The sequence below is a fragment of the Clostridium sp. JN-9 genome (genome assembly GCF_004103695.1).
Taxonomy (GTDB): Bacteria; Bacillota; Clostridia; order Clostridiales; family Clostridiaceae; genus JN-9.
In genome coordinates, this window is the sequence record NZ_CP035280.1 from 1065577 (window position 1) to 1091467 (window position 25891).

Genomic DNA, 25891 nt, shown 5'->3' on the forward strand with positions numbered 1-25891 from the left:
ACATACTATATTAGTTTTTATTCTTTAGTGAATTACTATGGGGCCTTACAAAGGTAAATATACCTCCTAAAGCTATCACTGAATAATAAGTTAGAATTCTCCATATAAAAATTGCAGTTATAATGGTACCGGATTTAAAAAATAAGTTGTAAATTAAATAAAATCCACCCTCTGCACCTCCTTCTGCACCAGGAAGGGGAATGATTGCCATAAAATTAATTAAAAAGATTTGAGCAGCAATTAAAGTAAATATATCAGCGGAATTAAAACCAAAGCTTTTGTAAATACAATAAGGTATACTGAAAAAAGCTGCACATTGAAGAAAAGTGAATATAGATGCATAAGTGCACATTTTTTTATGCTCAGCTATTAAATGAGCATTTTTGTGAAAATTATTAAGCTCAATTTCAATTTTTTCATATGACACTTTAGCATTTTTTATAATTTTGATTTTATTAAGCATCTTAAAAATAAACATTAAAATATTTTCAGTTATTTTCTTATTAACTAAAACCATTATTGCACATATCATAATAATCACATGAATGAAGAGCCCTGCAATAGAAAAATAAAGAAAATAGTTAACTTTTGAGTTAAAATAATTAAACTTAAATAAAAATGCCAACAGCAGAATAATTATGTTTATACTTTGATATATTATAAATTTTATCATTAAAATCGAGCCAGCTGTTCCAATGGGCATTTTATTTTCAGCCATTGCATAAAGCTGCCCTGCATGGCTTCCAGCTGAAAAAGGTGTAACTGCCCCAAAAAACTGCCCTATGATCTCAAGCTTAATTGAATTACTAAGAAGATTATCTGTTTTATAAAAGGTTTTAGTTATAATGTAAAGTGAAAGCATTTCAAAGGTTAAATATAAAATCATAAGCATAATGCTTAAAAGCACCCAGAAAGTATTCAATGATTTAAGTTCTTTGATCAAAGAATTTGTTCCCTTATTGAAAACAAAAAATGATATAAAAATAATGGCAGATACTACTACTATAATGGAATTTAATATTTTGTTTTTCATCGTATTTACTCCCATGCAATTTTATTGTAATGTTTAGTTTCTGTAAATTGTTTATTATATATTCTAAAAATGGGTTAGAATATATTCAGAGGTGATTTTTATGAGTCTAAATGGTTACTATCTGCTTCCTCATCCTCCTATAATAATTCCAGAGGTTGGACGTGGAGAAGAAGGAAAGATAAAAGATACCATCAAAAGCTTTTATGAAATTGGACGAGAAATTGCTGAAAAGGCTCCTGATACCATTGTGGTGGTGACTCCCCATGGTACCATGTTTCAGGATGCAATTGCACTGAGTTATGAAAATGAAATCTATGGCGATTTGAGTAACTTTGGAGTTACTAATGTTTCTATGAAGCTGACTGTGAACAAGGGACTTACAAGTAAAATTTATGAGACTGCATATGAGAAAGGTATATCTGCAGTTATGGTGACAAATCAGCTATTAAGCAGATATAATACTTCTGATTTTTTAGATCATGGAGCTATGGTTCCATTGTATTTTATAAACAAGTTCTACAGTAAATATAAAATTGTGCACATTACATATGCTCCTTTAAGTGATATTGATTTGTATAAGTTTGGTATGTGTATAAGAAAGGCAGCAGATGATTTAAAAGTAAATGCAGTTATTATAGCCAGCGGAGATCTGTCTCATAAATTAAAGGATGATGGACCTTATGGATATAGCCCATTTGGTGAGAAGTTTGATAAGGAATTCCTTGCACATTTAAAAGAAGGAAATGTTGAGAAAGTATTCAGTATGGATAAAGAACTTATATGTAACGCAGGACAGTGCGGCAGACCTTCTGCTGAAGTTTTACTTGGGACTTTGGACGGGAAAAAATTTAAAGGTGATCTGCTTAGCTATGAGGGAACCTTTAGAGTGGGCTATGGTGTAATGAGATTCAATGTTATATCTGAAGATAGCTCAAAGGTTGAAAAATTAGAATTATTGAGATTACAGGATTATGAAAAAAGAGTAAGGAGCGGCGGCCCTTATGTGAGACTGGCAAGAGAAAGCCTTACAACTTATTTAAACACAGGCCATGTTATGAAAACTATTCCAGACTATGTAACAGATGATATGAAAAATACCAGGAGAGGTGTATTTGTATCTTTAAAAAAGCATGGAGATTTAAGAGGATGCATTGGAACTATATTTCCTGCAACAGTTAGTATTGCAGAAGAAATAATACGCAATGCAGTGGAAGCAGGCATTAATGATCCAAGATTTAATGAGGTTGAAAAAGAAGAGCTTATGGATATTTCATTTTCAGTGGATGTTTTAACAGAGCCTGAGCTATGCTCAAAAGATGAATTAAACCCTAAGGAATACGGAGTAATTGTAAAGAGCAAGGGAAAGACTGGATTATTACTTCCTGATTTAGAGGGAGTAGATACTATAGAGGAGCAGGTATCCATTGCCTTGAAAAAGGCTGGAATAAGACCTTATGATGAGTATTCCACAGAAAGATTTAAAGTAATCAGATATAAAGAAGGTTAATAATATATAAAAACAGGCAATGTATGATGAATATTTGTTCTATATGTAACCTTTGTTACCCAGGAAATATATAAATGCTATGCAGTCATATGTGTTATAATATTGGTAAAGTATTGGATATTTCCATTAATAAATAAAATGGTAAACTTAATTTTGGAGGGAGCAATGAACAATTATTTAACTGAAGAGGATTTAGCAAAGCTTAAACAGGAATTTGAATACAGGAGTACAACTTTAAAAGCTGAAATTGCTAAGGAAAAAATGATAGCTGCATCTTTTGGAGATAGAAGTGAGAATGCAGAATATAAGTATGCTAAACAGCGTTATTATGAAAATAACAGAAGAATAGGATACTTAAGGAGAATGATTAATTCTGCAAAAATAATAGAAAAGAGCAGTGACAAAGGTATTGTAGACATAGGAATGAAAATAAAAATAGGATTTATAGAAGATGATGAGAATGAGGAAGTACAGCTTGATACAACTTTAAACACAGATCCTCTTAAAAATATGGTAAGTATAGAATCTCCTTTAGGTAAGGCAATTTATAAAAAAAGAGTTGGAGACAGGGTGCAGGTGGAATCCCCTAATGGCAGCTATACTGTACTTATAAAAAAGATAATAAGGTGATTAACAATGCAGGATTTAATTAATATAGCTATAGTAGATGATGAAAAAATACAAACTGAGCTTTTACAAAAATATGTGCAGAACTGGGCAGCTAAAAATAATATAACTGCAGCTGCTGAAGTGTTTTTTAATGCGGAAAGTTTTGAATTTAAATGGAGTATGAATAAAAAATATAACATACTGTTATTAGATATTCAAATGTCAGGACAAAATGGTATGGAGCTGGCAAAGAAAATAAGGCATGAAGACGATAATATAAATATTATTTTCATTACTGCCCTAACTGATTATATAGCTGAAGGTTATGATGTTTCTGCAGTAAATTATTTAATTAAACCTGTAAAGGAAAACAAGCTTAATGAATGTTTAAATAAGGCTTGTTTAAAAATTCCAAAGGAAGAAAAGGCAATTATTATAAATGAAGATGGACAAACTTACAAAATAAAGATAAGTGATATAGTTTTTATTGAAGCATTTGCCCATTTTATAGAGATAAATACATTGAATACAAAATACACAACTAGAAAAAATATCAGTATTATGGAAAAGGAATTGGACAGCAATATGTTTATAAGGTGTCATAGATCCTATATAGTTGGATTAAGGTATGTAAAAAAGATATCAAATGTCCAGTTAGAAATGGATAATGGAAAGGTAATTCCCATAAGCAGAAGGCAATACGCAAAAACCAATATGGCATTTATAAAATATTTTAGGGGTGACCTTGATGAATAGCTTTAGAATGTTTTTTATAATTGGTGCTGCTTTAATTTTAATTGTTATTGTAATTTTTACTATTAGATATTTATTCTATTTATTAGTTGATAAACATATTGCAGGTTACCAGAATGATCTTTTAACGAAACATTACAACGAAACTGAAAACATTTACAAGCAAATGAGAGGCTGGAAACACGATTACCACAATCATATACAAACCATGAAAGCCTATCTTGAGCTGGGAAAATATGAAGATATGAAATGCTATCTGAATGATTTGGACAAAGATTTGTCCAGTATAGATACAGTTATAAAGACAGGAAATATAATGGTGGATGCAATTTTAAATACTAAATTGTCTTTGGCCATAAACCAGGGGATAAATATAAAAGCAAAAGCATCTGTGCCAAAGGATCTTCAGATTTCAGATATAGATTTATGTGTTATTTTGGGTAATTTAATGGATAATGCCATGGAGGCAGCAATAAAGGCTGAAAATACGGAAGACAGGTTTATAAGAGTATATATTAGAGAAATGAAGGAGCAATTGTATATTTCTATAACTAATTCTGTAGGTGGACAGGTTAAAAAGGGAGGCATGTCATATTTAAGCACAAAGCTTGGAAAAAACCATGGCTTTGGATTAAAAAGAGTAGATAGCATTGTGGGTAAATACAATGGATTTATAAACAGGCAAAGCGAAGAAGGTGTATTTGCAACTGAGATTATGCTTCCGTTATAGAAGAAAAACCAGCGCCATTGGTGTTTCATATTTAACCATTGGTGCTTTTTTCATACAAAAAAAGGCGTATGCTGATATTATATTATTGAGGTGGTTAAAATGTCAGTGAATTCAAAAGTAAAACCTAAATTTTCAATATTTGAAAATACTGCTTATTTAATAAAAAACATTTGGAAATGGGATAAGAAATTATTTTTACTATGCTTTTTGCAAATTATAACCACAGTAATTATACCGCTGCTTGGAATCTATCTTCCAAAAGTTGTTATAGATTCTGTTTCTGCACATGTATCAGTTTCAAAACTTATGATAAATGTGGGCATTCTGATTAGAGTTTCCCCAAAATTAATATCTTGAATTAAGGTTATCCTACTAATTCTAGTACCTGAGCCATAATTAGTTGTTGTGTAGTCTTGGTTTTGGAAACCGGTTTAATAAAATTTTTAATACCAGTATGCGTTTTCTTTAATACTGCATAAATACCATCAGCTAATGCATAATAATTAAAATCAGGTATATCATAAATACGCTTAGATATGTTTTGAATGCATATGATTAATGCACTTTCTCCTCTTTTTTCTGAAAGTGTTGCAGCAAAACCTATAATTAAGGTTAGAAATAAATTCATAGTTCTTATTGAATTTAAACTTCTTACTCTTATATTTTCAAAATCAAACTGCTGTTTTTTAAATCTGAAATATTCTTCTATCTTCCAACGTTTAATGTAAACCTTAATTATAGCTAAGGTTAATTTCTTATCATTAGGCTTAATATTGCTGATAAGCATCATAGGTATTTTGCCAAAGCCTCTTATTACTACAAGTGTAAGAGGCTTATCAGGTATATCTGGCAATGTTATTTGTATAAAGCTAAATTTGCATTTTTTAGCCCTACCAGCTTTATTGGTGACTATAGTCGAAAACTTTCCTTTATACTTGTTTGCAAGTTTAAGTATATTCATAACTTTACCATTATGAATAACATTTCTATTGCCTTTTGCTCGAATAACAAAGTTTTCTTTATTATCTATAAAGTATTCATAAAACTTTCTGCTATCATAACCCCTATCAAGAGCTTTAATGCCCTTATTATTAAAACTTTGTCTAATAAAATTTAATCCTTTAAAAGTTTCTTCATTCTCACTTACAAAGCCTTTTTCAATGTTTGAATACATTTTTGAGTACACAGATATAGGCATACTATACTTACTTGTAAGTGCAGCAATTTCAAGACAATTATATCCATTGACATTGGTTTCACCTGTGCTGCCATCACGTACCTTGCCCATAGCTTCTAAAACTTTACTATTACGTTTTGTGATTTCAGAACCATCAACGCAAAATACTGTATTGTCATTAATGTATGGTTTTATTTCAGAAATGTAGTTGTTTATTACAACACTTTGTTTATCAAACGTTCTAAGGTTATTAGAAAGTCTTTCAATGGTTTTCTTTAAAGAGATATCCTCTTTAAGAGCTCTTGATATGCCACTTAAAAGCACAGTCTGGCTTTCTGAAATTCCATAAATCATCTGTGCAATAAATTTATAATTAGGTCTTGATAAATTTATTGAGATTTTTTTTGAAAAAGTTAATAATTTTCTTTTTATTTGGTACGATAATTTGCTATAATTAATCATGAATAAAACATCTCCATCTGCTATTGATTTTTGTTTTGTCGCAAATTCATTATATCAAAACAATGGACTGTTTTATTCATTTTTTATGCAATTTTATAAATCTGTGGATAGTTTTAAATCTTAAATTTACTTATCCACAGGTTTTATTTAAATAGTCTTTTAAAAAAAGGGGAAACTCTAAGCATTCTGATTATTGCTATAATCACTTTTAATGTAATATTGAATGTTTCATCTTCTATAGTAAAGTTTAGAAAAATTAATTATAGGGTCAGATATTTGGATTTAATAAAAAATAAAATATTGGATACAGATTTTGAAAATATAGACTGCAAAGCTGGCCAGGAAAAAAGGGAAAAGGCAGATATGGCTGTATCCTCTAATTCATCTGCCACTGAAGCAATAATAGTTTTAGGGGTAGAATTATCCTCAAATATAATAGGATTTATACTATATTCAGGTATAATATCCACAATTCATCCAGCAGTAGTAGTATTTATGATCTTATCATCAGTAATAAATTATTTTACAGGAAGGTATATTAGCAATTATGAATATGAAAATAAGGATAATTTAGCTCCTATAGAAAGAAAACTAAAATATATTATAGATAAAACCGGAGACTTCAGCAGTAATAAGGATATCAGGCTTTATCATATGTATCCATGGTTTAAAGAAATGTTTAATATTTTTAAAAGAAAAGGCATATATTTTCAGAAAAAAAACATATATCACAGATACTTTGCTAACTTCATTGATGGGCTTCTCATTTTGCTTAGAGATGGCATAATATACGGTTTTCTTATATATTCAGTTATATATAAAAATATGTCTATAGGTAATTTCGTGCTGTATTTTGGTGCAGTGGCAGGCTTTTCCACCTGGCTGTCTGGAATTGTAAAAAATTTAAACTCATTGAATTCCATGAGCCTTGATATATGCGATTTAAGAGAATTCCTGGATATGAAAGATAATATGAATAGAGGAAAAGGAGTAAAGCTTCCGAATTCCTATGAGCTGCCATGTAATATAGAATTAAAAAATCTGTATTATAGATATGATGGTGCTGAGGAATATACAATTAAAAATATAAATATTAACATAAAAAAAGGAGAAAAAATAGCATTAGTAGGTGTTAACGGCGCAGGAAAATCTACATTGGTAAAGCTTATCTGCGGATTATATACTCCCTCAAAAGGTGAAATATATATAAATGGAAAAATCAGCAGCAGTTATAACAGAGATGAATATTACACTTTATTCTCAGTGGTATTTCAAGATATTCATTTGCTGCCAGTTTCTATAGAGAAAAATATTGCATTACAGCCAAAAGAGAATATCCATAAAGATAAAATGATTAGAGTTCTTAATATGTCAGGATTCATGAAAAAGATACAATCTTTGCCTCAGGGTATGGAAACACCATTAATTAAATCTATGAATGAAGGCGCAGCAGAACTGTCAGGAGGAGAGACACAGAAACTAATACTTGCAAGAGCATTATATAAAGATGCTCCAATTATAATATTAGATGAACCCACAGCGGCATTAGATCCCATAGCTGAAAATGAATTATATGAGAAATACAATGAATTGACAAAAGATCATACCTCTATATTTATATCTCACAGGCTATCATCCACCAGATTTTGTGACAGAATACTATTTATTGAAAATGGACAGATAATTGAACAGGGAGATCACCAAAGTCTCATGAAGCTGAATGGTAAATACAAGGAAATGTATGATATGCAAAGCTACTATTATAAGGACAAAGTTGGAGGTGAGAAATATGCCTAAAGTTAATTCAAAGAATAATATAAAGATTTTACAATGCGGGCTGAAGGAAACATTCAAATTGCAGAAATGGGTTTTACCAGTTACTATAATTGATGCTGTTTTTAAATCCATAGCTCCATTTATAAATATATATATGTCCGCCAGAATTATTGATGAATTAATAGGAACTAAGGATGTAAAAAGGCTTATGTTTTTAGTGATAATTACAATTGTACTTAATTTGGCAGTTCATCTTATTTCAACAGCATTAGATCATTTAAAAACTATTTTAATGAGTAACCTGGATAAGAATATTGATATGAGACTAAATGAAAAGATAATAAATATGGACTATGAATATGTAGAAAGCTCTGAAGTTCACAGCCTTCAAACAAAGATAGCTGAGGCTGAAAATACCAATGGAGGAGGGATATATGCTCTCATAATTCAAATGGGAAATTTGGCAAAAGGTTTTGTTACAGCAATCACATCTATATTATTAGTAATAGGTTTGTTTAAGTCCAATATGTCAGCAGGTGCTTATTCATCATTTATAAATTCCAGACTTTTTTCATTTGGATTCTTAATTTTAATTTTGATATGCACCATTGTTAATTTGAATTTAAAAACAACACAGGATAAAAAAATTTTTCAAAGTTTTAGTAAAGTCATGGATTTAAATAGATTTTTTAGATTCTATTATAACGATATTTTGGATTATAACAAAGGTAAGGAAATAAGATTATGTAATCAAAAGGAAATAATAAATCAGGAAACAAAAGCATTTAATGATAAGTCAGAAAAGTTATTTAATGATTTAGCCGGCATTGATGCAAAATATTATGCAACTGAATCATTTATAACATCATTGCTTAGCGGAGCTGTTTACATTTTTGTAGGACTAAAGGCTATTATAGGTGCTATAACTATAGGCAGTATAGCTCAATATGCTGGAAGTATAAATCAATTTATGAATGGCAGCAAAGAATTTTTAACTTCCATTAACAGTATTATAAATAATAATCAGTATTTGCAATTGTACTTAGATTTTTTAAATATAGGCAGTAAAAAGCACAAAGGTACAATACCAGTTGAGAAAAGAAATGATGATGAGTATGAAATTGAGTTTAAAAATGTATCCTTTAAATATCCGGGAACAAATGCATATGTTCTAAAAAATGTATCTATAAAATTAAACATTGAAGAACACCTGGCAATAGTTGGAATGAATGGATCAGGAAAGACCACTTTTATTAAGCTTCTATGCAGATTATATGATCCAACAGAAGGTGAAATACTCCTAAATGGTATAAATATAAAAAAATACGATTATGATGAATATATGAATTTATTCTCTATAGTATTTCAGGACTTTAAGCTGTTTTCATTTTCTCTTGGGCAGAATGTGGCAACGTCTGTGAATTATGATGAAGACCGGGTACAGGCTGCTTTAAATAAGGCTGGTTTAGAAAATAGGCTAGATATTATGCCAAAAGGAATTCAAACACTATTATATAAAGATTTTGATGAGGACGGTGTGGAGATATCAGGAGGTGAAGCGCAGAAGATAGCACTGGCCAGAGCATTATACCGAAGTGCGCCCATAATAATACTGGATGAACCAACAGCTGCTTTATATCCTATATCCGAATTTGAGATTTATTCAAGGTTTAACGAAATAGCAGGGGCAAAAACTGCCTTTTATATATCCCACAGGCTTTCATCCTGCAGATTTTGTGATGAGATAGCCGTATTTCATGAAGGCAGGATAATTCAAAAGGGAAATCATGATGAATTACTGAGAGATAAGAATGGAAAATATTATGAACTATGGTACTCACAGGCCAAATACTACAACGGAGAAGTGAGTGCATAACAAAGTAAAGATTAATGAAAGTTTTTTGGTTTAATCTGAAAAACTTTTATTAATCGTTAAAAACATCTATAACAGTATAATATATAAAAAATATTTTAGAGCTTTTTTTTTAATCATTTCTGACCTTTCCCTTATGAAACCTTGCTAGATAAATTCCTGTAATTATTTGTAATAAGATAATAAAAATAGAGATTATATTTGATATCACAATATATTTAGCTGGTGAATTTGTCATGTTTCCTGTAACCAGCTGTGATGTCTGAATTGATAATTTTGAACTGCTTATATAAGCAGGAAGTAAAGAAGATAAATTAATCAATCCTTCTATGGCAATCAACGTGCCCGAAATTAAACATATTTTATTATTTTTTATAATATAATCATTAAAATCTATATTCATCTTTTTTAAATATGAATTTAATAAAATAATAATTGCTGCAACAACAATGATCCAAAGAGCATTTTTCTGAAAAAATAAGTTTAATGTGCTTATAAATCCACCCTGCGGTATGATAAACAGAGTCAGCCTATTAAGAAGCGAAAATAAGCTTGTGAAAATAGTGTACAGTAAAGCAATTCCTATAGCGGTGGTATAACCTTCATGTGTTTCCATTAGATATCCCTCCACATTTTATAAATTAATGTAACTATTCAGCTACCCTAAAAAGTATATAAAAAAGCACCTTACTTTCAAATTCTTATGCATCTGACAGTAAGGTGTTAATATTAATTTTAGGTTCACCAAAAAGAGGTACTTCGTTCCTTTTTAAGCGAAGCTTTTACGTCAAAGTTGGATCAAATTGATTCACTGTAAATGTTGATTTTATGCAATCCAAGGCATTTTTGCCTTGTTTTCTTACAGTAGATACATATCCACGGATTCTAGTAAAAGCGTTAGCTCCAGCAGAACTTCTAAAGGTGCCTGAAATCTTTTGCTTAACTTTAGCCATACGTAAATCACGTTCTGCTAAGTTATTATCAAAAGGTATATCAAAGTCATACATGAAAGCAAGTATTTGTTCCTTATAGCCATTTAATCTATTGAGTAAATTAAGACTGGCACTTTTCTTTACCTTCTTTTTAGAATATAATTCAATGTTTTTAGCATAGTCTTCATCAATGCCAGCTTTAAGTATTTTATCATACTTAGATTCAAAATCCTGAATTTTATCTAAAGGTAAAGCATTTTGTTTGTTATTAGCTAAATCTACTTCTTTTTTTATATCTAACAATAGATTTTTCATTGGCTTTGCCCAATTTTGACCTTGTAATTCAGTTATACCATTCAATTCTCTTAATATATGAGCATTACATAGAGCATGATTGCAGTTAGTATACTTAAAATAAGTTTTAAAACCATCATGGACTGCCGTCCCAGTAAAGTTTGGAAGTATTGTAATATCATCAATAGCCTTTTTACCACGCTTTTCATGGCATTCATAATATGTAAGATTTTCATTAGAAGCAACATGAAGCCACTGGCGTTTTTTATCTATATAAATACCAGTTTCATCAAAATGAACTGCTCCTGTAGATGAGGTAAGGCTATTTCTAATCCTATTTGTTATAGCTTGTAAATTATCATGACAGTCTTGATTGAAGGTTACCATACTACCTTGACTTAAATGATGGTTAAATAAATCCTCAATGAGTTCAACAGCACGTTTATACGGAATCAATTGATATTGAGTTAAGTAAACAGCTATCGCTTTCAGGCGTTCTCCATATTGAACTGTATTCTTTATTTCTTCTGGAAAAGCAGCTGTATTTTTACTTTTACAATGAGGACATATTTTAACTTCTGCTCTATGCTCTACAATTTTAACTCTTACATCTGGTATATCTATAATTTGACGAACAATATATCTTTCAGGAGGTACATCCTTTAGAGATGCTCCACATTCAGTGCAATGTTCTACATTGTGAATTTTAATTTCATCAGGAGTATCATGTAAACACAATGTTATTCCTTCATGACCTTCTTGACCGCCAGGTTTTTTACCTGATTTTGTTCTTAAACTTTTAGTCTTTTTTTTAAAGCCATCTGACGATGGAGGTTTACTGCTATTACTACTGTTTTTGTTGACTTGGCTTTCTAATAATTTTACACGCTCGTTTAGAGCCTTATTCTCTTTAGAAAGTGTTTCTACTTGAGATTGTAGTTCTTTAATTTGATTTGATAATTCTTTAATAACACCTATAATTTGAGATACACCTTGATTGTAAATCTCGATGATTTGGCTTTCACTCACGATGTGTTACCACCTTATCATTAGTTTTTGCAAGACAGGCTTTATGATACCAAAAAATAATGATAAATGGAAGGCTTTTTTTTAATAAATTAATAATAACAGTAAATTTAAATTATTTTAATAGCTGAATAGTTACAAATTAATATGTTTATACTTATAATACCATAAATGGATGTGCATGTAATACAAGTTTCTTAATATTTGTGATTGCTAACTATATAATTTGATTTAGTAAATCACTTTTTACCAAGCAAAAATCCCGATGCTTCTACGGTTTTTTGAGAAACTCAAATAGCAGATTTAATTTACATCTATATTGTTCACAATTATCAGCATAAGTTATTCAAAATCTCACAAAATATTATAAGATACAAACAATTGTGAGGTGATATATAATGATAAAGAAAAAATTTTTCATTAAGCCTAAAAGAAAGTGGTTATATTGCTGTGCTGTAGCTATTGTATTAATGTTAACGTTTGAAGGATTGTTACCTTTTAAAAACGGTATGACTTATGCAGCAGCAGAATTACCAGTATCAAATGAAATTTTCCTAGGTAAACCTGAAGTTGCAGTACCAGTTGACTTACAGGCAGAGAGAAATGATCAAAAAAGTGTTGATGCTGGGCATTCGCCATGGAAGCTTGATCCCGTATTTGTATCTCAAGTGTTTATAAGTCTGAAGATTTCACCAAAAGGAATTAAAGGAGACTACCCTATAAAATATGAGGATCTAAAGGTTATAAAAAACACGTCAACAGAGGCAGTAGTAGAGGCATCAGGTAAAGGGACTCCCATCAGAAGGGTTTATTTAAAGAAACTTATAAGAAAAGATGCTAAAGGTATTTGGACTGTAATTGGTTATGACCCTGTAAAAGGCGTTAAAAAGATCAACTGACAGAAGGTGCAGGGCGGATATGTAAATATTTGTGAAGAATATTCTGCAAAATGTATCGCTGCAGTCTTATGAATTGGAAGATACTTCCCCTTACCTTAAAATATATGATATAATACCGTTAATCAACTGAGAAATAAATATAAGTTAGGTGGAGTGCAAAATGGAAAAGAAACAGTATATATGCCCAAAGTGCGGCAATAATGAATATGAATCAGATCAATTTCAGGCAACAGGAGGAAATTTTGCAAAGTTATTTGATGTCCAAAATAAAAAATTTATTACTATTACTTGTAAAAGATGTGGATATACAGAATTGTATAAGGCACAGTCTTCAGCTGGGTGGAATGTTTTAGATTTTCTTATAGGTAATTAGCCCACACTCAAAGAATTTTATGATGCAAAATTCTTTGAGTTAAAAGTTGTAAGTGGGAAGTTCATAGTTATGGATGATTTTTCTCCGTTACACTGCGAAAAATCTCTAACTTATATAAATTAGTTTTGTGACGTAAGGGGGAAAATTCACCTTCACTCTCAGCTCTTAACTCTTAAATTTTCTCTCCTAACTAAAGAAATTGTATTTCAATTAATTACCAACAGTATTAATGTATGATAAATAAATAGGGGGGATAATCATGGATTTGAGATTGAAATTTAATGAAGATGCAGAAAATTACGATAAGTGGAGGCCGACCTATGTGCCTGAGCTGTTTGATGAAATCATTTCATATTCGGGTATAGATGAAACTAAAAAAACTCTTGAGATAGGCATTGGTACTGGACAGGCAACTTTACCCTTTCTTCAGGCAAAATGCAAGGTTACTGCCATTGAACTCATTAAAAAGGATTGCAAAAAAATAGAAAATACTATAAAAAGTTATGGATTTAAAAACTGTTATTCAAAATTGTTCTTTCAAACCCGAATTTTTACAGCAGATGGTTACATTTCTTTGCTGAATACATATTCTGACCATAGGGCCATGCCAATAAAGGCTAAAACTGCATTGGAGAATGGAATTGCAGATGCAATAAATAGTTTTGGGGGAATACTTCATGTTTATGACACTATGGATTTATATTTAGCACAAAAACCATAGTAAAGAAATATTTCTTCTTGTTGAAAAAGAAAAATTTAATATGAATAGTGCCTATAAATTTGCTGATTTGGAGAAAATTGACGGTATAATTACGGATGATATCAAAGATAATCTGAAAGGATTAACTGTTAATCTAATATTGTTAAATATCCCTTTAATGAATTACATAATGAGTATTTTATGGGGGGGAGTTTTTTGAGAACAAGGGTGAAATTTTGGATTGGATTAATCATAGCTTCTTTATTTGTTATTACGATAATTATAAGTTATGAAAACTACAAAAAATTTGAGAAAGCAAAATATGTATATAACAGGAATTGCTATTACAGAATTGAAAGTACTGTAATAAAGACAGAACAAATGATAAATGAATTGCAGAAAATTTGTAAAAGCAGCAATGTTTCTAAAGAGAGTATTTTACGACTTAGGTATCTGGAATCATCTATAGGCAGTGAAGTAACATACTTAAATTTAGAAGTAGATGATTACCAATGGAAAATAAATAAAATTAATGGGTTTAGTTACAGTTCTGGCATGAGTGGTATGGTTATAGAAGCTTATTTTAATTATATTGAAAAAAACTACAACAATGAAAGCTATATAGATTTAAAAAAGGAAGCTGATTCCTTAAAATATATTCTTCAATATTATGAAGGAATAAGAAAAGTAATTTATAATGACTCAAATGACACAAATTTTGAAAAGAAGTTTAAAACAGATATAATTGAAAAAGATAGCTGGATTGAAATAGTTTCAAGATTAAATAAATTCGAAACAGATTTTAATTACAAAAACAGAAATAAAATTTTAGTAAATTCATAAAAGATGGAGATACAATTATGAATAAAGATTTATTAGAAAAAACATTATTATATGTAAAAGAAAAATTTGAGAATGATTATAGCGGTCATGATTATTATCACAGTGTGAGGGTATATAAATTAGCTGCTTCTATGTGTAAAAAAGAAAATGTTGATTTGGAGATAGTTCAATTAGCATCTCTATTGCATGATGTTGATGATTATAAATTATTTAACGGAAAAGCAGGTTCATGTACAAATGCAGAAGCTTTTTTAAAAGAGAATAAAGTATCAGATGCAAAAATAAAGACTATATGCAGTATAATTTCCTCAATATCATATAAAGGAACTGATACAAAGATTCCTGAAAGCATAGAAGGGAAAATAGTACAGGATGCAGACAGGCTGGATGCTATTGGAGCCATAGGCATTGCAAGGACATTTGCATATGGGGGCAGTAGAAACAGAAGTATGCATATACCTGGTGAAAAACCACGTGAAAATATGAATTTTCAGGAATATTCTGCTTCAAATGGTACTATATAATTTCATTTAGTAAATCGCTATTTAAGCGAGCAAAAATACTGATGTTTCTACAGTTTTTTGAGAAGCTTAAATAGCTGATTTACTTTGAAATCTATTTAGCATAAATCATTTTTATGAAAAACTTCTTAAGCTAAAAGATCTGATGAATACGGAAACAGCTAAAAAAATGGCTGAATCCAGACATAAATATATGGAAGATTTCTTATCGGAATTTTATAGTGAATGGGATGGAATAAAGTAGTTATATTAGATTATATAAATGATAATCGATATCTTCTTGAAAATAGAGTGCAGTCATTCCAGCATGGAGATTATCATATAGGAAACATGGTTATTAATGAGAGCAACCAAATTGGTATAATGACTTTGATTTTTATATTCCAAGCTGGTATATTAAACACTTGTAAAATAAATAATTGATTGCAAATAAGTTCAAAGTTTGTAATTTACAAAAGAAATGCTCTATGGCTTATTAGTTAAAGCTGTGAACATGTGAATTAAGGAGGAAAGCCAATGTCCACACAATTAGAGTTTCCCCAAAATTAATATCTTGAATTAAGGTTATCCTACTAATTCTAGTACCTGAGCCATAATTAGTTGTTGTGTAGTCTTGGTTTTGGAAACCGGTTTAATAAAATTTTTAATACCAGTATGCGTTTTCTTTAATACTGCATAAATACCATCAGCTAATGCATAATAATTAAAATCAGGTATATCATAAATACGCTTAGATATGTTTTGAATGCATATGATTAATGCACTTTCTCCTCTTTTTTCTGAAAGTGTTGCAGCAAAACCTATAATTAAGGTTAGAAATAAATTCATAGTTCTTATTGAATTTAAACTTCTTACTCTTATATTTTCAAAATCAAACTGCTGTTTTTTAAATCTGAAATATTCTTCTATCTTCCAACGTTTAATGTAAACCTTAATTATAGCTAAGGTTAATTTCTTATCATTAGGCTTAATATTGCTGATAAGCATCATAGGTATTTTGCCAAAGCCTCTTATTACTACAAGTGTAAGAGGCTTATCAGGTATATCTGGCAATGTTATTTGTATAAAGCTAAATTTGCATTTTTTAGCCCTACCAGCTTTATTGGTGACTATAGTCGAAAACTTTCCTTTATACTTGTTTGCAAGTTTAAGTATATTCATAACTTTACCATTATGAATAACATTTCTATTGCCTTTTGCTCGAATAACAAAGTTTTCTTTATTATCTATAAAGTATTCATAAAACTTTCTGCTATCATAACCCCTATCAAGAGCTTTAATGCCCTTATTATTAAAACTTTGTCTAATAAAATTTAATCCTTTAAAAGTTTCTTCATTCTCACTTACAAAGCCTTTTTCAATGTTTGAATACATTTTTGAGTACACAGATATAGGCATACTATACTTACTTGTAAGTGCAGCAATTTCAAGACAATTATATCCATTGACATTGGTTTCACCTGTGCTGCCATCACGTACCTTGCCCATAGCTTCTAAAACTTTACTATTACGTTTTGTGATTTCAGAACCATCAACGCAAAATACTGTATTGTCATTAATGTATGGTTTTATTTCAGAAATGTAGTTGTTTATTACAACACTTTGTTTATCAAACGTTCTAAGGTTATTAGAAAGTCTTTCAATGGTTTTCTTTAAAGAGATATCCTCTTTAAGAGCTCTTGATATGCCACTTAAAAGCACAGTCTGGCTTTCTGAAATTCCATAAATCATCTGTGCAATAAATTTATAATTAGGTCTTGATAAATTTATTGAGATTTTTTTTGAAAAAGTTAATAATTTTCTTTTTATTTGGTACGATAATTTGCTATAATTAATCATGAATAAAACATCTCCATCTGCTATTGATTTTTGTTTTGTCGCAAATTCATTATATCAAAACAATGGACTGTTTTATTCATTTTTTATGCAATTTTATAAATCTGTGGATAGTTTTAAATCTTAAATTTACTTATCCACAGGTTTTATTTAAATAGTCTTTTAAAAAAAGGGGAAACTCTAACCACACAAGTATTGCTGGTTTTAATACTTACAGTTATCATTTATATAATTTCAACACTTTCCTATTCTGTAAGGATTGTTGGGGTAAAAACAGGTAGAATTGCTGTATCTTCAGCAGTATTCAGCATTTTTGCATTAATATCAAGAACTGCCAATAGTATTCAAGCACCACTATTGTCTAAGAAAATTGAGAGCTCTATAAGAATAGGAAATGCCGAAAATTTATTATATATATTTAGATGGATTTTATTTTCAACAACAGCAGCAACAATTATTGGGGCATTGCTGATGCCAACATTTATAAAAATGTTAGGAAAAGCAGTAGAATCGTTTAGTATTAATCGTTCTATTCCTAAATTATTGTTACATGCCTTTTCGAAATCAGGAATAGAGCAGTTTAAAATTAGTGTTACAAAGCCTAAAAAAGAAAATTTATTACAGTTAAAAAGCTTAAAGATGATTCCCAAAAAGATTATTTTACTTAATGCATTAGCATCTTCTGCACTTACTGTTGGTTCTTTGGCATCATTGTATGCAGGCTGCTTAAATCCTGAATTGAGAACCACATGCAGTAATTTATCATCCTTGATAACAGGGATGGCAACATTACTTATGGTTATATTCATAGACCCATATGTCTCCATATTAACTGACGATGTCATAAAAGGACAATGTACTGAATTACAGTTTAGCAGATGCATAATTTTTATTGTTGGAGGATTAATTGCGGGCACTATTTTAGCTCAGTTCCTGTTAGTTCCGGCAGCTGAAGTGATATCTTTTATAGCTCAAGTAATTTAGATATATCCTTTACCAAAGCTTGCCTATTATTTTGTTAAGGAGAAAACTATGATTAAAATACAGGGGAACCGAATCTATTTAAGAACTTTCAAAAGAGAAGAATATCATAGGTATTGGAAATCCTATGTTCCTGACACCATTATGGATCCTGATACTTATGTTTATGATAGGGAAAAAGTGGACAAAAACTATGATTCTATTACAGAAAAGGAGTTATGGTATCCAAGAGTAGGAATATTTTTACCTGAAGGAACTCCCATTGGCATTTTATCTTTCAAAAGAATAAATTATGAAAAAAGCCAGTGTGAACTTGGTATTGCACTTGCCAATGATAATTATAAAGGATTTGGATATGGAACTGAAGCCATTGAATTAGCTATAAATTATGTATTTAATACATTGAAACTGAAGAAAATATATGCCGATACAATGGGTTCAAATTTAAAAATGCGGAGAATATTTGATAAATTTGGTTTTGAATTTATTAATAAAGAAGAACATTTTTATGATATGCATGATAGATGGGAGGATAAATTAAACTATGTACTTATAAATCAGGAGAGGTGATGAAATGAAGAGAACATTTGCTGACAGACCAAGTTGGAAAAGAGTAATTGATAAAAGATTTAAATTAACATATATTGAGAAAAGTAGTAATTTAGTAATGGAGGAAAGTATGTATAACTTTATTATATTTGATATTGATGGTACACTTATTGATACAGAAATTGCAGTTCTTTCATCACTTCAAAAATTAGTATCTGAGGAACTTAATAAAGACATGAGCTTTGATGATTTAAAATTTGCACTAGGCATTCCTGGAGAGGTAACTCTTAATAAACTTGGAATAAGAGATATTTTAGGCTGTAACATAAAATGGAACAGATATTTAAAAGAATATTTTTATCATGTAAAGGTTTTTGATAATATTCAGGAGACTTTAGACAGGCTAAAGGATAAGAACATTACAATTGGCATAGTTACCTCAAAAACAAAGGAAGAGTTTAAAAATGATTTCTTACCATTTGGATTAGGCAATTATTTTGATATTGTGGTCTGTGCAGATGACACAGAAAAACACAAGCCTGATGCTGAACCAATTTTAAAGTTTATTGAATTGGCATGTGCAGACAAATCAAAGACCATATATATTGGAGATACTAAATATGACATGAAGTGTGCATTTAATGCCGATATAGATTTTGCACTGGCTTTATGGGGCGCCAAATCATCCGCGGGAATTGATGCAGACTATATTCTTGAAAGCCCTGAACAAATATTACAGCTTGCAGAGCTGAAAAAATTAAGAAAATAGTATTATAACAAGAAGGGGAATATTATGCATGAAACTCAGGTAAAGGGGATATTGTCTGCTGAAAATGGAATGAATATTTATAGGGGTTGTACTCATGGATGCATTTACTGTGATTCAAGAAGCACATGTTATCAGATGCATCATGATTTTGAAGATATTGAGGTAAAGTCCAATGCACCAAGTGTGTTAGAAGATGCTTTACGCAGGAAAAGAAAGAAATGCATTATAGGTACAGGTGCCATGTGTGATCCATATATTCATCTGGAGGAAAAGCTTATGAACACCAGAAAGTGCATTGAGCTTATTTATTCATATGGCTTTGGATTGGCTATATTGACCAAGTCTGCAAGGATTTTAAGGGATTTTGATCTGCTTAAAAAAATAAATGAAAGCACAAAATGTGTGGTACAGATGACTCTTACCACATATGATGAAGCCTTGTGTAAAATTATAGAACCCAATGTGAGTACTACAAAACAACGGTTTGAAGTTCTTAAGATAATGCGTGATAACGGAATTCCAACTGTAGTCTGGTTGAGCCCTATTCTGCCATTTATCAATGATACAGAGGAAAATATCCGTGGGATTTTGAATTATTGCATTGAGGCAAAAGTGAAGGGTATAATCTGCTTCGGCATGGGACTTACCTTAAGAGAAGGAAACAGAGAGTATTTTTATAAAAAGCTGGATGAACATTTTCCTGGAATGAAGGCTCGATATATGGATAGGTATAAATATGCATATGAGATACCAAGCCCTAATAATGAGAGGCTAATGAGTTTATTCAAAAGCACCTGCAAAGCTCATGGTATAATGTGTGACATTGGGGAATGCTTCAATTATCTCCATAAGTTTGAGGAAAAAAATCATCATGAGCAGCTAATGATTCCCGGACTTGATTAATAATGGTCAATTAGAATTGCATTTTGATTACCAGCCTGAAATTATTACATTAAGTGGTGGATATATTCAGAATGCTGAACCTACCATAAAAAATAATATTATAAATATTTCTCAAGGAGCAATAAAATAGTTTATAAATTTATATACAAGCATATTCTTACATGATATAATATAGCCGCCAAAAAAGGAGTGATTATATTTGAGTAAGAACTATAAGCCTAAAGAATTTGCTGAATTATTAAATGTATCAGTTTTAACACTACAACGATGGGATAACGCAGGAAAATTAAAAGCATTTAGAACACCAACAAATAGGCGGTTTTATACTTATGAACAGTATAAAGAATTTATGGGTATAACATCTTCTGGAAAAAAAGTAGTTATATATACAAGAGTTTCAACTTCTAATCAGAAAGATGATTTAAAAAATCAAGTTATATTTCTTAAACAATATGCTAATGCAAAAGGAATTATTGTAGATGAAGTGATAGAAGATTATGGAAGTGGATTGGATTATAATCGTAAAAAATGGAATAAACTTATTGATGAGTGTATGACATCTGTAATCTCAATACTTCATGTTTTTAGCTGTAGAATTTATGGTTTAAGAAAGTATAAAAAAGAGATAAAGGAAGATGAAGAAGTTGAAAAAAGCATACAAAACAGAGATTAAACCAACCAAAGAACAGATAATAAAAATTCGTCGGACAATTGGTGTAAGCAGGTTCATATATAACTTCTATATCGCTCATAATAAAGAAGTTTATGAAAAAGAAAAGAAATTTGTAAGTGGCATGGATTTTTCAAGGTGGCTTAATAATGAGTATATACCTAATAATCAAGATAAAGTATGGATTAAAAAAGTATCTTCCAAAGCAGTTAAACAGGCCATTATGAATGGAGAAAAAGCTTTTAAGAAGTTCTTCAAAGGTGAAGCTGGCTTCCCAAAATTCAAGAAAAAGAAAAATCAAGATATTAAAGCCTACTTTCCTAAAAACAATGAAACAGACTGGACTATTGAAAGGCATAGAATTAAAATACCAACTTTAGGCTGGATTGGGCTCAAAGAATACAGCTATATACCAGCTAATGGCAGAATAACAAGTGGAACAGTAAGTCAAAAAGCTGATAGATATTATGTCTCTGTATTAGTTGATGAAGATATAAAGATTAATAATAAACGTTGTTCTGAAGGAATAGGGGTGGATTTGGGACTCAAAGATTTTGCAATTTGCAGTAATGGAATAACTAAGAAGAATATTAATAAAACTAAAACAGTTAAAAAAGCAGAAAAGAAACTAAAACGTGAGCAAAGAAAACTTTCAAGGAAATATGAAAGCTTGAAATTAAGAAATAAGAAAGAGAAAGGAGAAGCTACTCGTCAGAATATCCAAAAACAAATAGTCAAGGTACAAAAACTTCATCAAAGACTTACAAATATTAGAACTGATTATATTAATAAAACAGTAAGTGAATTAATAAAGCAAAAACCACGCTTTATTACCATAGAAGATTTAAATGTAAGAGGAATGATGAAGAATAGACATTTAGCAAAGGCAGTTGCACAGCAAAAGTTTTATGAATTTAGAATTAAACTTATTTCAAAAGCAAAACAAAATAATATAGAAATAAGAATAGTTGATAGATTCTATCCAAGTAGTAAAACCTGCAGTTGCTGCGGAAAGATTAAGAAAGATTTAAAACTATCAGATAGGGTGTATAAATGTGATAATTGCAATACTTCTATTGATAGAGATTTAAATGCTTCAATCAATTTAGCTAATGCTAAAGAATATAAGATAGCTTAATTAAACAAGCGCTTATATGTGTACCGAAGGCTATTTCGGGAATTTACGCCTGTGGAGTGCTATACAAACTGTAGTAGCTTAGGCAAGGCAGGGTACAATGAAACAGGAATTATCTCAGTATGGATACATTTGACCATATTTTGAGTAGCAGAAGGTACTCAAATATATTTTATAGATTGTAAATGGAAGGAAGGAACTGTGACATATGTTGTTGTAGTTCAAATAAAGGATCTGTAGCATTAGCGGTTAAAACTGCTGATGCAAAACTCCCTTTTAAGTCAGCAGCAAAAACTGTTCCTGTTATGTCAGGGTTCATTAGGTATGTTATAATTTAGTAAATATAATATAAGCGGGGGAATTATTAATGGAATACAATTTAGAATTCTGGAATGCCCTTGATAATTTTGTGCAGCAGTCGGAGATTGTTATTGATAGGCCTAAAGGATCAGTGCATCCAAATTTTCACGATTTTTTTTATGAAGTTGATTATGGTTATTTAAAAAATACGAAATCAATGGATGGCGGCGGCATTGATGTGTGGAGAGGAACAGACAAGGAACAAAAAGTGGATGCAATAATGTGTACATTGGATTTAAAGAAAAGGGATTCAGAGATCAAAATACTAATTGGATGTACTGAAAAGGAAAAACAAAAAATTTTTCATACTCATAATGACAAACCAAATATGAAGGGAATTTTAATTAGGAGATAACTGTTTAGATGCCTCCATAAATGAGGTAGTATTAAATGCAATGCAGGCATTAGGACTTCCAAAATTTCTAATGGATTTAAAAAAAATTTTAAAAATATAGAAATGATAGGGGGAAATTAACATGGAGGAAACCATATTGAAAGAGGGCAGGAATTTCTTGGTTTCATATTTAAAGAATAAAAATATTGACTATGAAACCATACATCCCTGGCGCAATAATTGGGAGTTTATAATATTGCATTCCTTTAGAGTTGAGGGCTATGTTAAAAAGATATTGGACGGTGAAATGCAATCCTTATCATCCGAGGAAATTTTAACTTTGCGTTTAGCTGCCTTACTTCATGATATAGGGAAAGTTGATAATAAAGAAGACCATGCAGTAACTGGAAGAAATATTATTAATAATTGGCTTAATAATAATCAGGAAATATTACATGGCATTAAAGAACCGAATAGATTATTATATCTAATTGAAAACCATTCAAATAAGGAAGATGATGAATCGGATTATTGTTTGCAGGTATTGAAAGATGCCGACATTTTAGATGAAATAGGAATTATGTCAGTATTTATGGCATCAAGCTGGATAGACAGAAGTAATCCATATTTTTTTAATTTGCTTTCTGATAGAATCAATAATTTTGAAATTAGCTTTTGTGACAAAAAGATTAAGCTGTTAAAAACTGAAACAGCAAAATCAATTTTAAAAGCAAAAAAAAATTTTATAGTATCTTTGGACAAGCAGCTTAAAGATGAATTATATGGTACTGAAATGTTTGGTGAAGCTAGTATTGAAGATTATTTTAAAAATGCGGAACAATAAAATATAGATAATCTTTATATAAAATATTAAACAGAAGCTGTTAAAAAACAGTGGTAATATAAGTTTTCTAAAATATATGATTATATGTAAAGTTGTGGTTTATAATCTATATATAGGTTTCTAAGTTGTGGGGGGATAAATTATGGAAATTACATTTAGAAGAGCCTCAGGTAATGATATAGATAAAATATTTAATTTAAATAAAAATCTCATAAAGAAATATGAAACTAACAAAAATCTTAATTTCCCTAAGATTTTTGCCTGGGTTAGAGAAAAAATAGAAAAAAATATAGAAAGCTATAATTGTATATATCTTGGTGAGATTAAAACAGGTTATTACTATCTGCATGATCAGGATGAAAAACTGGAGCTTGATGATTTTTTTGTTTTTAACGAATTTCGGGGAACAGGTATCGGAACAAAAGTCTTAAATTATATTTATGCAACTGCAAAAGAAAGGAATAAAGATGTGTTCCTATATGTATTTGCAAAGAATCAAGGAGCTATTAATTTATATTTGAGAAATGGATATAAAATCACAAAAAATATTGGTAACAGCAGGTATATAATGACTTTGCCTGTAAAACCACGAGTTGACTAATGTGAAGATAATAATGGAGGATAGGAAAAATGTTATATATGGACAAGAAGCAGATAAACAGGTCTAAAATCAGAATGCTCCTTGGGAAAACATATTATTCGATAAAAAGGCACAGACAATGGTATTTAAGCGGGAAAGTTTATGCAAAACATATAGTTAAAGAAAAATATCCTTACAGTATTTTTAAACACAGTACTCCTCTCATTAGAAAACTCAAGGATGTGGATATACGTCTTCAATATAATAAAGTAACAAATCTTAAAATTGCTATAGAAAAAATTAATGGAATAGTAATCAGACCTGGAGAAACTTTTTCTTACTGGAAGCTTATAGGCAGAACTTCATATAAAAAGGGTTACTTGGATGGACTTACATTATGCCCTGATGGAACTTTCAAGTCATCGGTTGGAGGAGGCCTTTGCCAGCTGTCAAATATGATTTACTGGATAACTTTACATTCACCATTGACTGTAACTGAAAGACACAGGCACAGCCATGATATATTTCCTGATGTTAACAGAACTCAGCCATTTGGAACTGGGGCTACCTGTTCATATAATTCTTTGGATTTGCAGATATATAATAATACGGGAAATGATTATCAGCTTATAGTTTTTTTAACAGATGAAAACCTTATTGGAGAGTGGAGAAGTTCAGAACCTTCTATATATATATATGAAGTTTATGAAAAGTAACAATCCTTCTGTGGGATTAATTGAACATACTACAGACAGAGAAAATAAATACTAGTAATCGAAGACGATTCAATTAAATTTTATGGTAATATAGAAATTATAAAAGATTAAGATTATGGAGGTTATGAAAAATGAATTCTATATTTAACAGAAGAAGTATAAGAAAATATAAAGGAAAGCCAATAGAGAAGGAAAAAATAGAAAAGCTGCTTAGAGCTGCTATGCAGGCCCCATCTGCTGGGAATCAGCAGCCATGGGAGTTTATAGTTATTCAGCAAAAGGATAATTTAAAGAAGCTTTCAAAAATGAGCCCATATGCAAAGCCTATAGAGGGTGCTGCTGCTGTATTTGTGCTGATGGCTGATGAGAAAAAAATGAAATTTCCTGGTATTTGGCAGCAGGATATGGCAGCGGCAGCAGAAAATATTTTACTTGAGGCTGTTGAATTAGATCTTGGTGCAGTATGGCTTGGAGTGGCATCAATTAAAGAAAGAGAAGATTATATAAAGGAAATGTTTAATTTAAATGAAAACTTAAAACCATTCTGCGTAATCGCACTTGGATATCCAGATGGGCAGGAAAATAAATTTATAGATAGATTTGATGAAAAAAGAATACACTGGGACAAAACAACAGTTAAGTAACAGTAAATAAAATGAATAAAGAGGGCACGATGTTTATAAAAATAATCATTACGCCCTTTCTA

29 protein-coding genes and 1 pseudogene are annotated in these 25891 nt (G+C 30.3%); 25 read left to right on the top strand and 5 right to left on the bottom strand.

All coding sequences use genetic code 11. From position 1 onward, the window contains the following. Positions 1 to 10 precede the first annotated feature (10 nt). The gene (locus EQM05_RS05095; RefSeq protein WP_128749038.1) at positions 11 to 1033 is read right to left on the bottom strand and encodes a lysylphosphatidylglycerol synthase transmembrane domain-containing protein; all 1023 of its coding nucleotides are present in this window, start codon (positions 1031 to 1033) and stop codon (positions 11 to 13) included. A gap of 100 nt (positions 1034 to 1133) precedes the next feature. Between EQM05_RS05095 and amrA the strand changes: the two genes are divergently transcribed. From amrA to EQM05_RS05120, 5 genes are all read left to right on the top strand, one after another. Continuing rightward, the gene (gene amrA, locus EQM05_RS05100) at positions 1134 to 2540 is read left to right on the top strand and encodes an AmmeMemoRadiSam system protein A (RefSeq protein ID WP_128749039.1); all 1407 of its coding nucleotides are present in this window, start codon (positions 1134 to 1136) and stop codon (positions 2538 to 2540) included. A gap of 165 nt (positions 2541 to 2705) precedes the next feature. Continuing rightward, positions 2706 to 3170 (top strand): GreA/GreB family elongation factor, encoded by a 465-nt coding sequence (locus EQM05_RS05105; protein WP_128749040.1) that lies wholly within the window; start codon positions 2706 to 2708, stop codon positions 3168 to 3170. A 6-nt stretch (positions 3171 to 3176) separates the two neighbouring features. Continuing rightward, entirely contained in the window at positions 3177 to 3905 is a 729-nt protein-coding gene (locus EQM05_RS05110; RefSeq protein ID WP_128749041.1) for a LytTR family DNA-binding domain-containing protein, read from the top strand. Next, positions 3898 to 4632: a GHKL domain-containing protein gene (locus EQM05_RS05115; protein ID WP_243108120.1), complete on the top strand. Its 735-nt coding sequence runs from the start codon at positions 3898 to 3900 to the stop codon at positions 4630 to 4632. Before EQM05_RS05110 ends, EQM05_RS05115 begins: the two co-directional genes overlap by 8 nt. Positions 4633 to 4731: 99 nt before the next feature. Then, entirely contained in the window at positions 4732 to 4989 is a 258-nt protein-coding gene (locus EQM05_RS05120; protein WP_128749042.1) for a hypothetical protein, read from the top strand. Positions 4990 to 4996: 7 nt separating this feature from the next. Here EQM05_RS05120 and EQM05_RS05125 read toward each other — a convergent pair whose 3' ends face one another. Further along, positions 4997 to 6271 carry a transposase gene (locus tag EQM05_RS05125; RefSeq protein WP_128748436.1) on the bottom strand — a complete coding sequence of 425 codons (1275 nt, stop codon included), beginning with the start codon at positions 6269 to 6271 and terminating at the stop codon, positions 4997 to 4999. A gap of 276 nt (positions 6272 to 6547) precedes the next feature. Here EQM05_RS05125 and EQM05_RS05130 point away from each other — a divergent pair, with 276 nt between their 5' ends. Further along, positions 6548 to 8068: an ABC transporter ATP-binding protein gene (locus EQM05_RS05130; RefSeq protein ID WP_128749043.1), complete on the top strand. Its 1521-nt coding sequence runs from the start codon at positions 6548 to 6550 to the stop codon at positions 8066 to 8068. Further along, positions 8061 to 9923 carry an ABC transporter ATP-binding protein gene (locus tag EQM05_RS05135; protein WP_164917201.1) on the top strand — a complete coding sequence of 621 codons (1863 nt, stop codon included), beginning with the start codon at positions 8061 to 8063 and terminating at the stop codon, positions 9921 to 9923. Before EQM05_RS05130 ends, EQM05_RS05135 begins: the two co-directional genes overlap by 8 nt. A gap of 109 nt (positions 9924 to 10032) precedes the next feature. Here the strand turns inward: EQM05_RS05135 and EQM05_RS05140 are convergent, their stop codons facing one another. After that, complete coding sequence (locus tag EQM05_RS05140) at positions 10033 to 10536, bottom strand: hypothetical protein (RefSeq protein ID WP_128749045.1); 504 nt, start codon at positions 10534 to 10536, stop codon at positions 10033 to 10035. Positions 10537 to 10702: 166 nt separating this feature from the next. Then, positions 10703 to 12175 carry an IS66 family transposase gene (locus tag EQM05_RS05145; protein WP_128749046.1) on the bottom strand — a complete coding sequence of 491 codons (1473 nt, stop codon included), beginning with the start codon at positions 12173 to 12175 and terminating at the stop codon, positions 10703 to 10705. Between the two features lie 395 nt (positions 12176 to 12570). Here EQM05_RS05145 and EQM05_RS05150 point away from each other — a divergent pair, with 395 nt between their 5' ends. From EQM05_RS05150 to EQM05_RS15950, 7 genes and pseudogenes are all read left to right on the top strand, one after another. After that, a complete protein-coding gene (locus EQM05_RS05150; RefSeq protein ID WP_243108121.1) occupies positions 12571 to 13071 on the top strand; it encodes a hypothetical protein in 501 nt (166 codons plus the stop codon). Positions 13072 to 13231: 160 nt separating this feature from the next. After that, positions 13232 to 13444, top strand: coding sequence for a zinc ribbon domain-containing protein (locus EQM05_RS05155; protein WP_128749047.1), 213 nt, complete (start codon positions 13232 to 13234; stop codon positions 13442 to 13444). Positions 13445 to 13703: 259 nt separating this feature from the next. Continuing rightward, positions 13704 to 14165 carry a hypothetical protein gene (locus EQM05_RS05160; RefSeq protein ID WP_128749048.1) on the top strand — a complete coding sequence of 154 codons (462 nt, stop codon included), beginning with the start codon at positions 13704 to 13706 and terminating at the stop codon, positions 14163 to 14165. Between the two features lie 195 nt (positions 14166 to 14360). Further along, positions 14361 to 14987: a hypothetical protein gene (locus EQM05_RS05165; RefSeq protein WP_128749049.1), complete on the top strand. Its 627-nt coding sequence runs from the start codon at positions 14361 to 14363 to the stop codon at positions 14985 to 14987. Between the two features lie 17 nt (positions 14988 to 15004). Continuing rightward, a complete protein-coding gene (locus EQM05_RS05170; RefSeq protein WP_128749050.1) occupies positions 15005 to 15511 on the top strand; it encodes an HD domain-containing protein in 507 nt (168 codons plus the stop codon). Between the two features lie 97 nt (positions 15512 to 15608). Continuing rightward, positions 15609 to 15752 (top strand): annotated as a pseudogene (locus EQM05_RS16125) (phosphohydrolase); the annotation flags it as partial. After that, positions 15734 to 15931: a hypothetical protein gene (locus tag EQM05_RS15950; RefSeq protein ID WP_205694170.1), complete on the top strand. Its 198-nt coding sequence runs from the start codon at positions 15734 to 15736 to the stop codon at positions 15929 to 15931. The pseudogene EQM05_RS16125 and the gene EQM05_RS15950, both read left to right, overlap by 19 nt. Positions 15932 to 16072: 141 nt before the next feature. Here EQM05_RS15950 and EQM05_RS05180 read toward each other — a convergent pair whose 3' ends face one another. Next, on the bottom strand, positions 16073 to 17347 hold the full coding sequence (locus tag EQM05_RS05180) for a transposase (protein WP_128748436.1): 1275 nt from the start codon (positions 17345 to 17347) through the stop codon (positions 16073 to 16075). 192 nt (positions 17348 to 17539) lie between these two features. Here EQM05_RS05180 and EQM05_RS05185 point away from each other — a divergent pair, with 192 nt between their 5' ends. The 11 genes from EQM05_RS05185 to EQM05_RS05235 all read left to right on the top strand — a co-directional run bounded on the left by EQM05_RS05185 (position 17540) and on the right by EQM05_RS05235 (position 25829). Further along, a complete protein-coding gene (locus EQM05_RS05185; protein WP_243108122.1) occupies positions 17540 to 18328 on the top strand; it encodes a lipid II flippase Amj family protein in 789 nt (262 codons plus the stop codon). A gap of 48 nt (positions 18329 to 18376) precedes the next feature. Then, complete coding sequence (locus EQM05_RS05190) at positions 18377 to 18895, top strand: GNAT family N-acetyltransferase (RefSeq protein ID WP_128749052.1); 519 nt, start codon at positions 18377 to 18379, stop codon at positions 18893 to 18895. 4 nt (positions 18896 to 18899) lie between these two features. Continuing rightward, the gene (locus EQM05_RS05195) at positions 18900 to 19643 is read left to right on the top strand and encodes an HAD family hydrolase (RefSeq protein ID WP_243108124.1); all 744 of its coding nucleotides are present in this window, start codon (positions 18900 to 18902) and stop codon (positions 19641 to 19643) included. 24 nt (positions 19644 to 19667) lie between these two features. Then, a complete protein-coding gene (locus tag EQM05_RS05200; RefSeq protein ID WP_128749053.1) occupies positions 19668 to 20546 on the top strand; it encodes a radical SAM protein in 879 nt (292 codons plus the stop codon). 199 nt (positions 20547 to 20745) lie between these two features. Further along, the gene (locus EQM05_RS05205; RefSeq protein WP_128749054.1) at positions 20746 to 21219 is read left to right on the top strand and encodes an IS607 family transposase; all 474 of its coding nucleotides are present in this window, start codon (positions 20746 to 20748) and stop codon (positions 21217 to 21219) included. Beyond that, positions 21182 to 22354 (top strand): RNA-guided endonuclease TnpB family protein, encoded by a 1173-nt coding sequence (locus tag EQM05_RS05210; RefSeq protein ID WP_205694171.1) that lies wholly within the window; start codon positions 21182 to 21184, stop codon positions 22352 to 22354. Before EQM05_RS05205 ends, EQM05_RS05210 begins: the two co-directional genes overlap by 38 nt. 364 nt (positions 22355 to 22718) lie before the next feature. Next, positions 22719 to 23066, top strand: a complete 348-nt coding sequence (locus tag EQM05_RS05215; RefSeq protein WP_128749055.1) for an inorganic pyrophosphatase — start codon at positions 22719 to 22721, stop codon at positions 23064 to 23066. Positions 23067 to 23187: 121 nt separating this feature from the next. Beyond that, positions 23188 to 23889 carry an HD domain-containing protein gene (locus EQM05_RS05220; RefSeq protein WP_128749056.1) on the top strand — a complete coding sequence of 234 codons (702 nt, stop codon included), beginning with the start codon at positions 23188 to 23190 and terminating at the stop codon, positions 23887 to 23889. A 142-nt stretch (positions 23890 to 24031) separates the two neighbouring features. After that, the gene (locus EQM05_RS05225; protein WP_128749057.1) at positions 24032 to 24490 is read left to right on the top strand and encodes a GNAT family N-acetyltransferase; all 459 of its coding nucleotides are present in this window, start codon (positions 24032 to 24034) and stop codon (positions 24488 to 24490) included. Between the two features lie 29 nt (positions 24491 to 24519). Then, a complete protein-coding gene (locus tag EQM05_RS05230; protein ID WP_128749058.1) occupies positions 24520 to 25185 on the top strand; it encodes a VanW family protein in 666 nt (221 codons plus the stop codon). A gap of 131 nt (positions 25186 to 25316) precedes the next feature. Further along, positions 25317 to 25829, top strand: a complete 513-nt coding sequence (locus EQM05_RS05235) for a nitroreductase family protein (protein ID WP_128749059.1) — start codon at positions 25317 to 25319, stop codon at positions 25827 to 25829. The last annotated feature ends 62 nt before the right edge of the window (positions 25830 to 25891 follow it).

Coding starts and splice junctions, on each gene's coding strand:
- EQM05_RS05120 (WP_128749042.1), top strand. CDS start 4,732: ATGTCAGTGAATTCAAAAGTAAAACCTAAATTTTCAATATTTGAAAAT.
- EQM05_RS05230 (WP_128749058.1), top strand. CDS start 24,520: ATGTTATATATGGACAAGAAGCAGATAAACAGGTCTAAAATCAGAATG.
- EQM05_RS05140 (WP_128749045.1), bottom strand. CDS start 10,536: ATGGAAACACATGAAGGTTATACCACCGCTATAGGAATTGCTTTACTG.
- EQM05_RS05150 (WP_243108121.1), top strand. CDS start 12,571: ATGATAAAGAAAAAATTTTTCATTAAGCCTAAAAGAAAGTGGTTATAT.
- EQM05_RS05225 (WP_128749057.1), top strand. CDS start 24,032: ATGGAAATTACATTTAGAAGAGCCTCAGGTAATGATATAGATAAAATA.
- EQM05_RS05105 (WP_128749040.1), top strand. CDS start 2,706: ATGAACAATTATTTAACTGAAGAGGATTTAGCAAAGCTTAAACAGGAA.
- EQM05_RS05110 (WP_128749041.1), top strand. CDS start 3,177: ATGCAGGATTTAATTAATATAGCTATAGTAGATGATGAAAAAATACAA.
- EQM05_RS15950 (WP_205694170.1), top strand. CDS start 15,734: ATGGGATGGAATAAAGTAGTTATATTAGATTATATAAATGATAATCGA.
- EQM05_RS05155 (WP_128749047.1), top strand. CDS start 13,232: ATGGAAAAGAAACAGTATATATGCCCAAAGTGCGGCAATAATGAATAT.
- EQM05_RS05195 (WP_243108124.1), top strand. CDS start 18,900: ATGAAGAGAACATTTGCTGACAGACCAAGTTGGAAAAGAGTAATTGAT.
- EQM05_RS05235 (WP_128749059.1), top strand. CDS start 25,317: ATGAATTCTATATTTAACAGAAGAAGTATAAGAAAATATAAAGGAAAG.
- EQM05_RS05200 (WP_128749053.1), top strand. CDS start 19,668: ATGCATGAAACTCAGGTAAAGGGGATATTGTCTGCTGAAAATGGAATG.
- EQM05_RS05170 (WP_128749050.1), top strand. CDS start 15,005: ATGAATAAAGATTTATTAGAAAAAACATTATTATATGTAAAAGAAAAA.
- EQM05_RS05210 (WP_205694171.1), top strand. CDS start 21,182: ATGAAGAAGTTGAAAAAAGCATACAAAACAGAGATTAAACCAACCAAA.
- EQM05_RS05220 (WP_128749056.1), top strand. CDS start 23,188: ATGGAGGAAACCATATTGAAAGAGGGCAGGAATTTCTTGGTTTCATAT.
- EQM05_RS05095 (WP_128749038.1), bottom strand. CDS start 1,033: ATGAAAAACAAAATATTAAATTCCATTATAGTAGTAGTATCTGCCATT.
- EQM05_RS05125 (WP_128748436.1), bottom strand. CDS start 6,271: ATGATTAATTATAGCAAATTATCGTACCAAATAAAAAGAAAATTATTA.
- amrA (WP_128749039.1), top strand. CDS start 1,134: ATGAGTCTAAATGGTTACTATCTGCTTCCTCATCCTCCTATAATAATT.
- EQM05_RS05180 (WP_128748436.1), bottom strand. CDS start 17,347: ATGATTAATTATAGCAAATTATCGTACCAAATAAAAAGAAAATTATTA.
- EQM05_RS05215 (WP_128749055.1), top strand. CDS start 22,719: ATGGAATACAATTTAGAATTCTGGAATGCCCTTGATAATTTTGTGCAG.
- EQM05_RS05190 (WP_128749052.1), top strand. CDS start 18,377: ATGATTAAAATACAGGGGAACCGAATCTATTTAAGAACTTTCAAAAGA.
- EQM05_RS05160 (WP_128749048.1), top strand. CDS start 13,704: ATGGATTTGAGATTGAAATTTAATGAAGATGCAGAAAATTACGATAAG.
- EQM05_RS05135 (WP_164917201.1), top strand. CDS start 8,061: ATGCCTAAAGTTAATTCAAAGAATAATATAAAGATTTTACAATGCGGG.
- EQM05_RS05115 (WP_243108120.1), top strand. CDS start 3,898: ATGAATAGCTTTAGAATGTTTTTTATAATTGGTGCTGCTTTAATTTTA.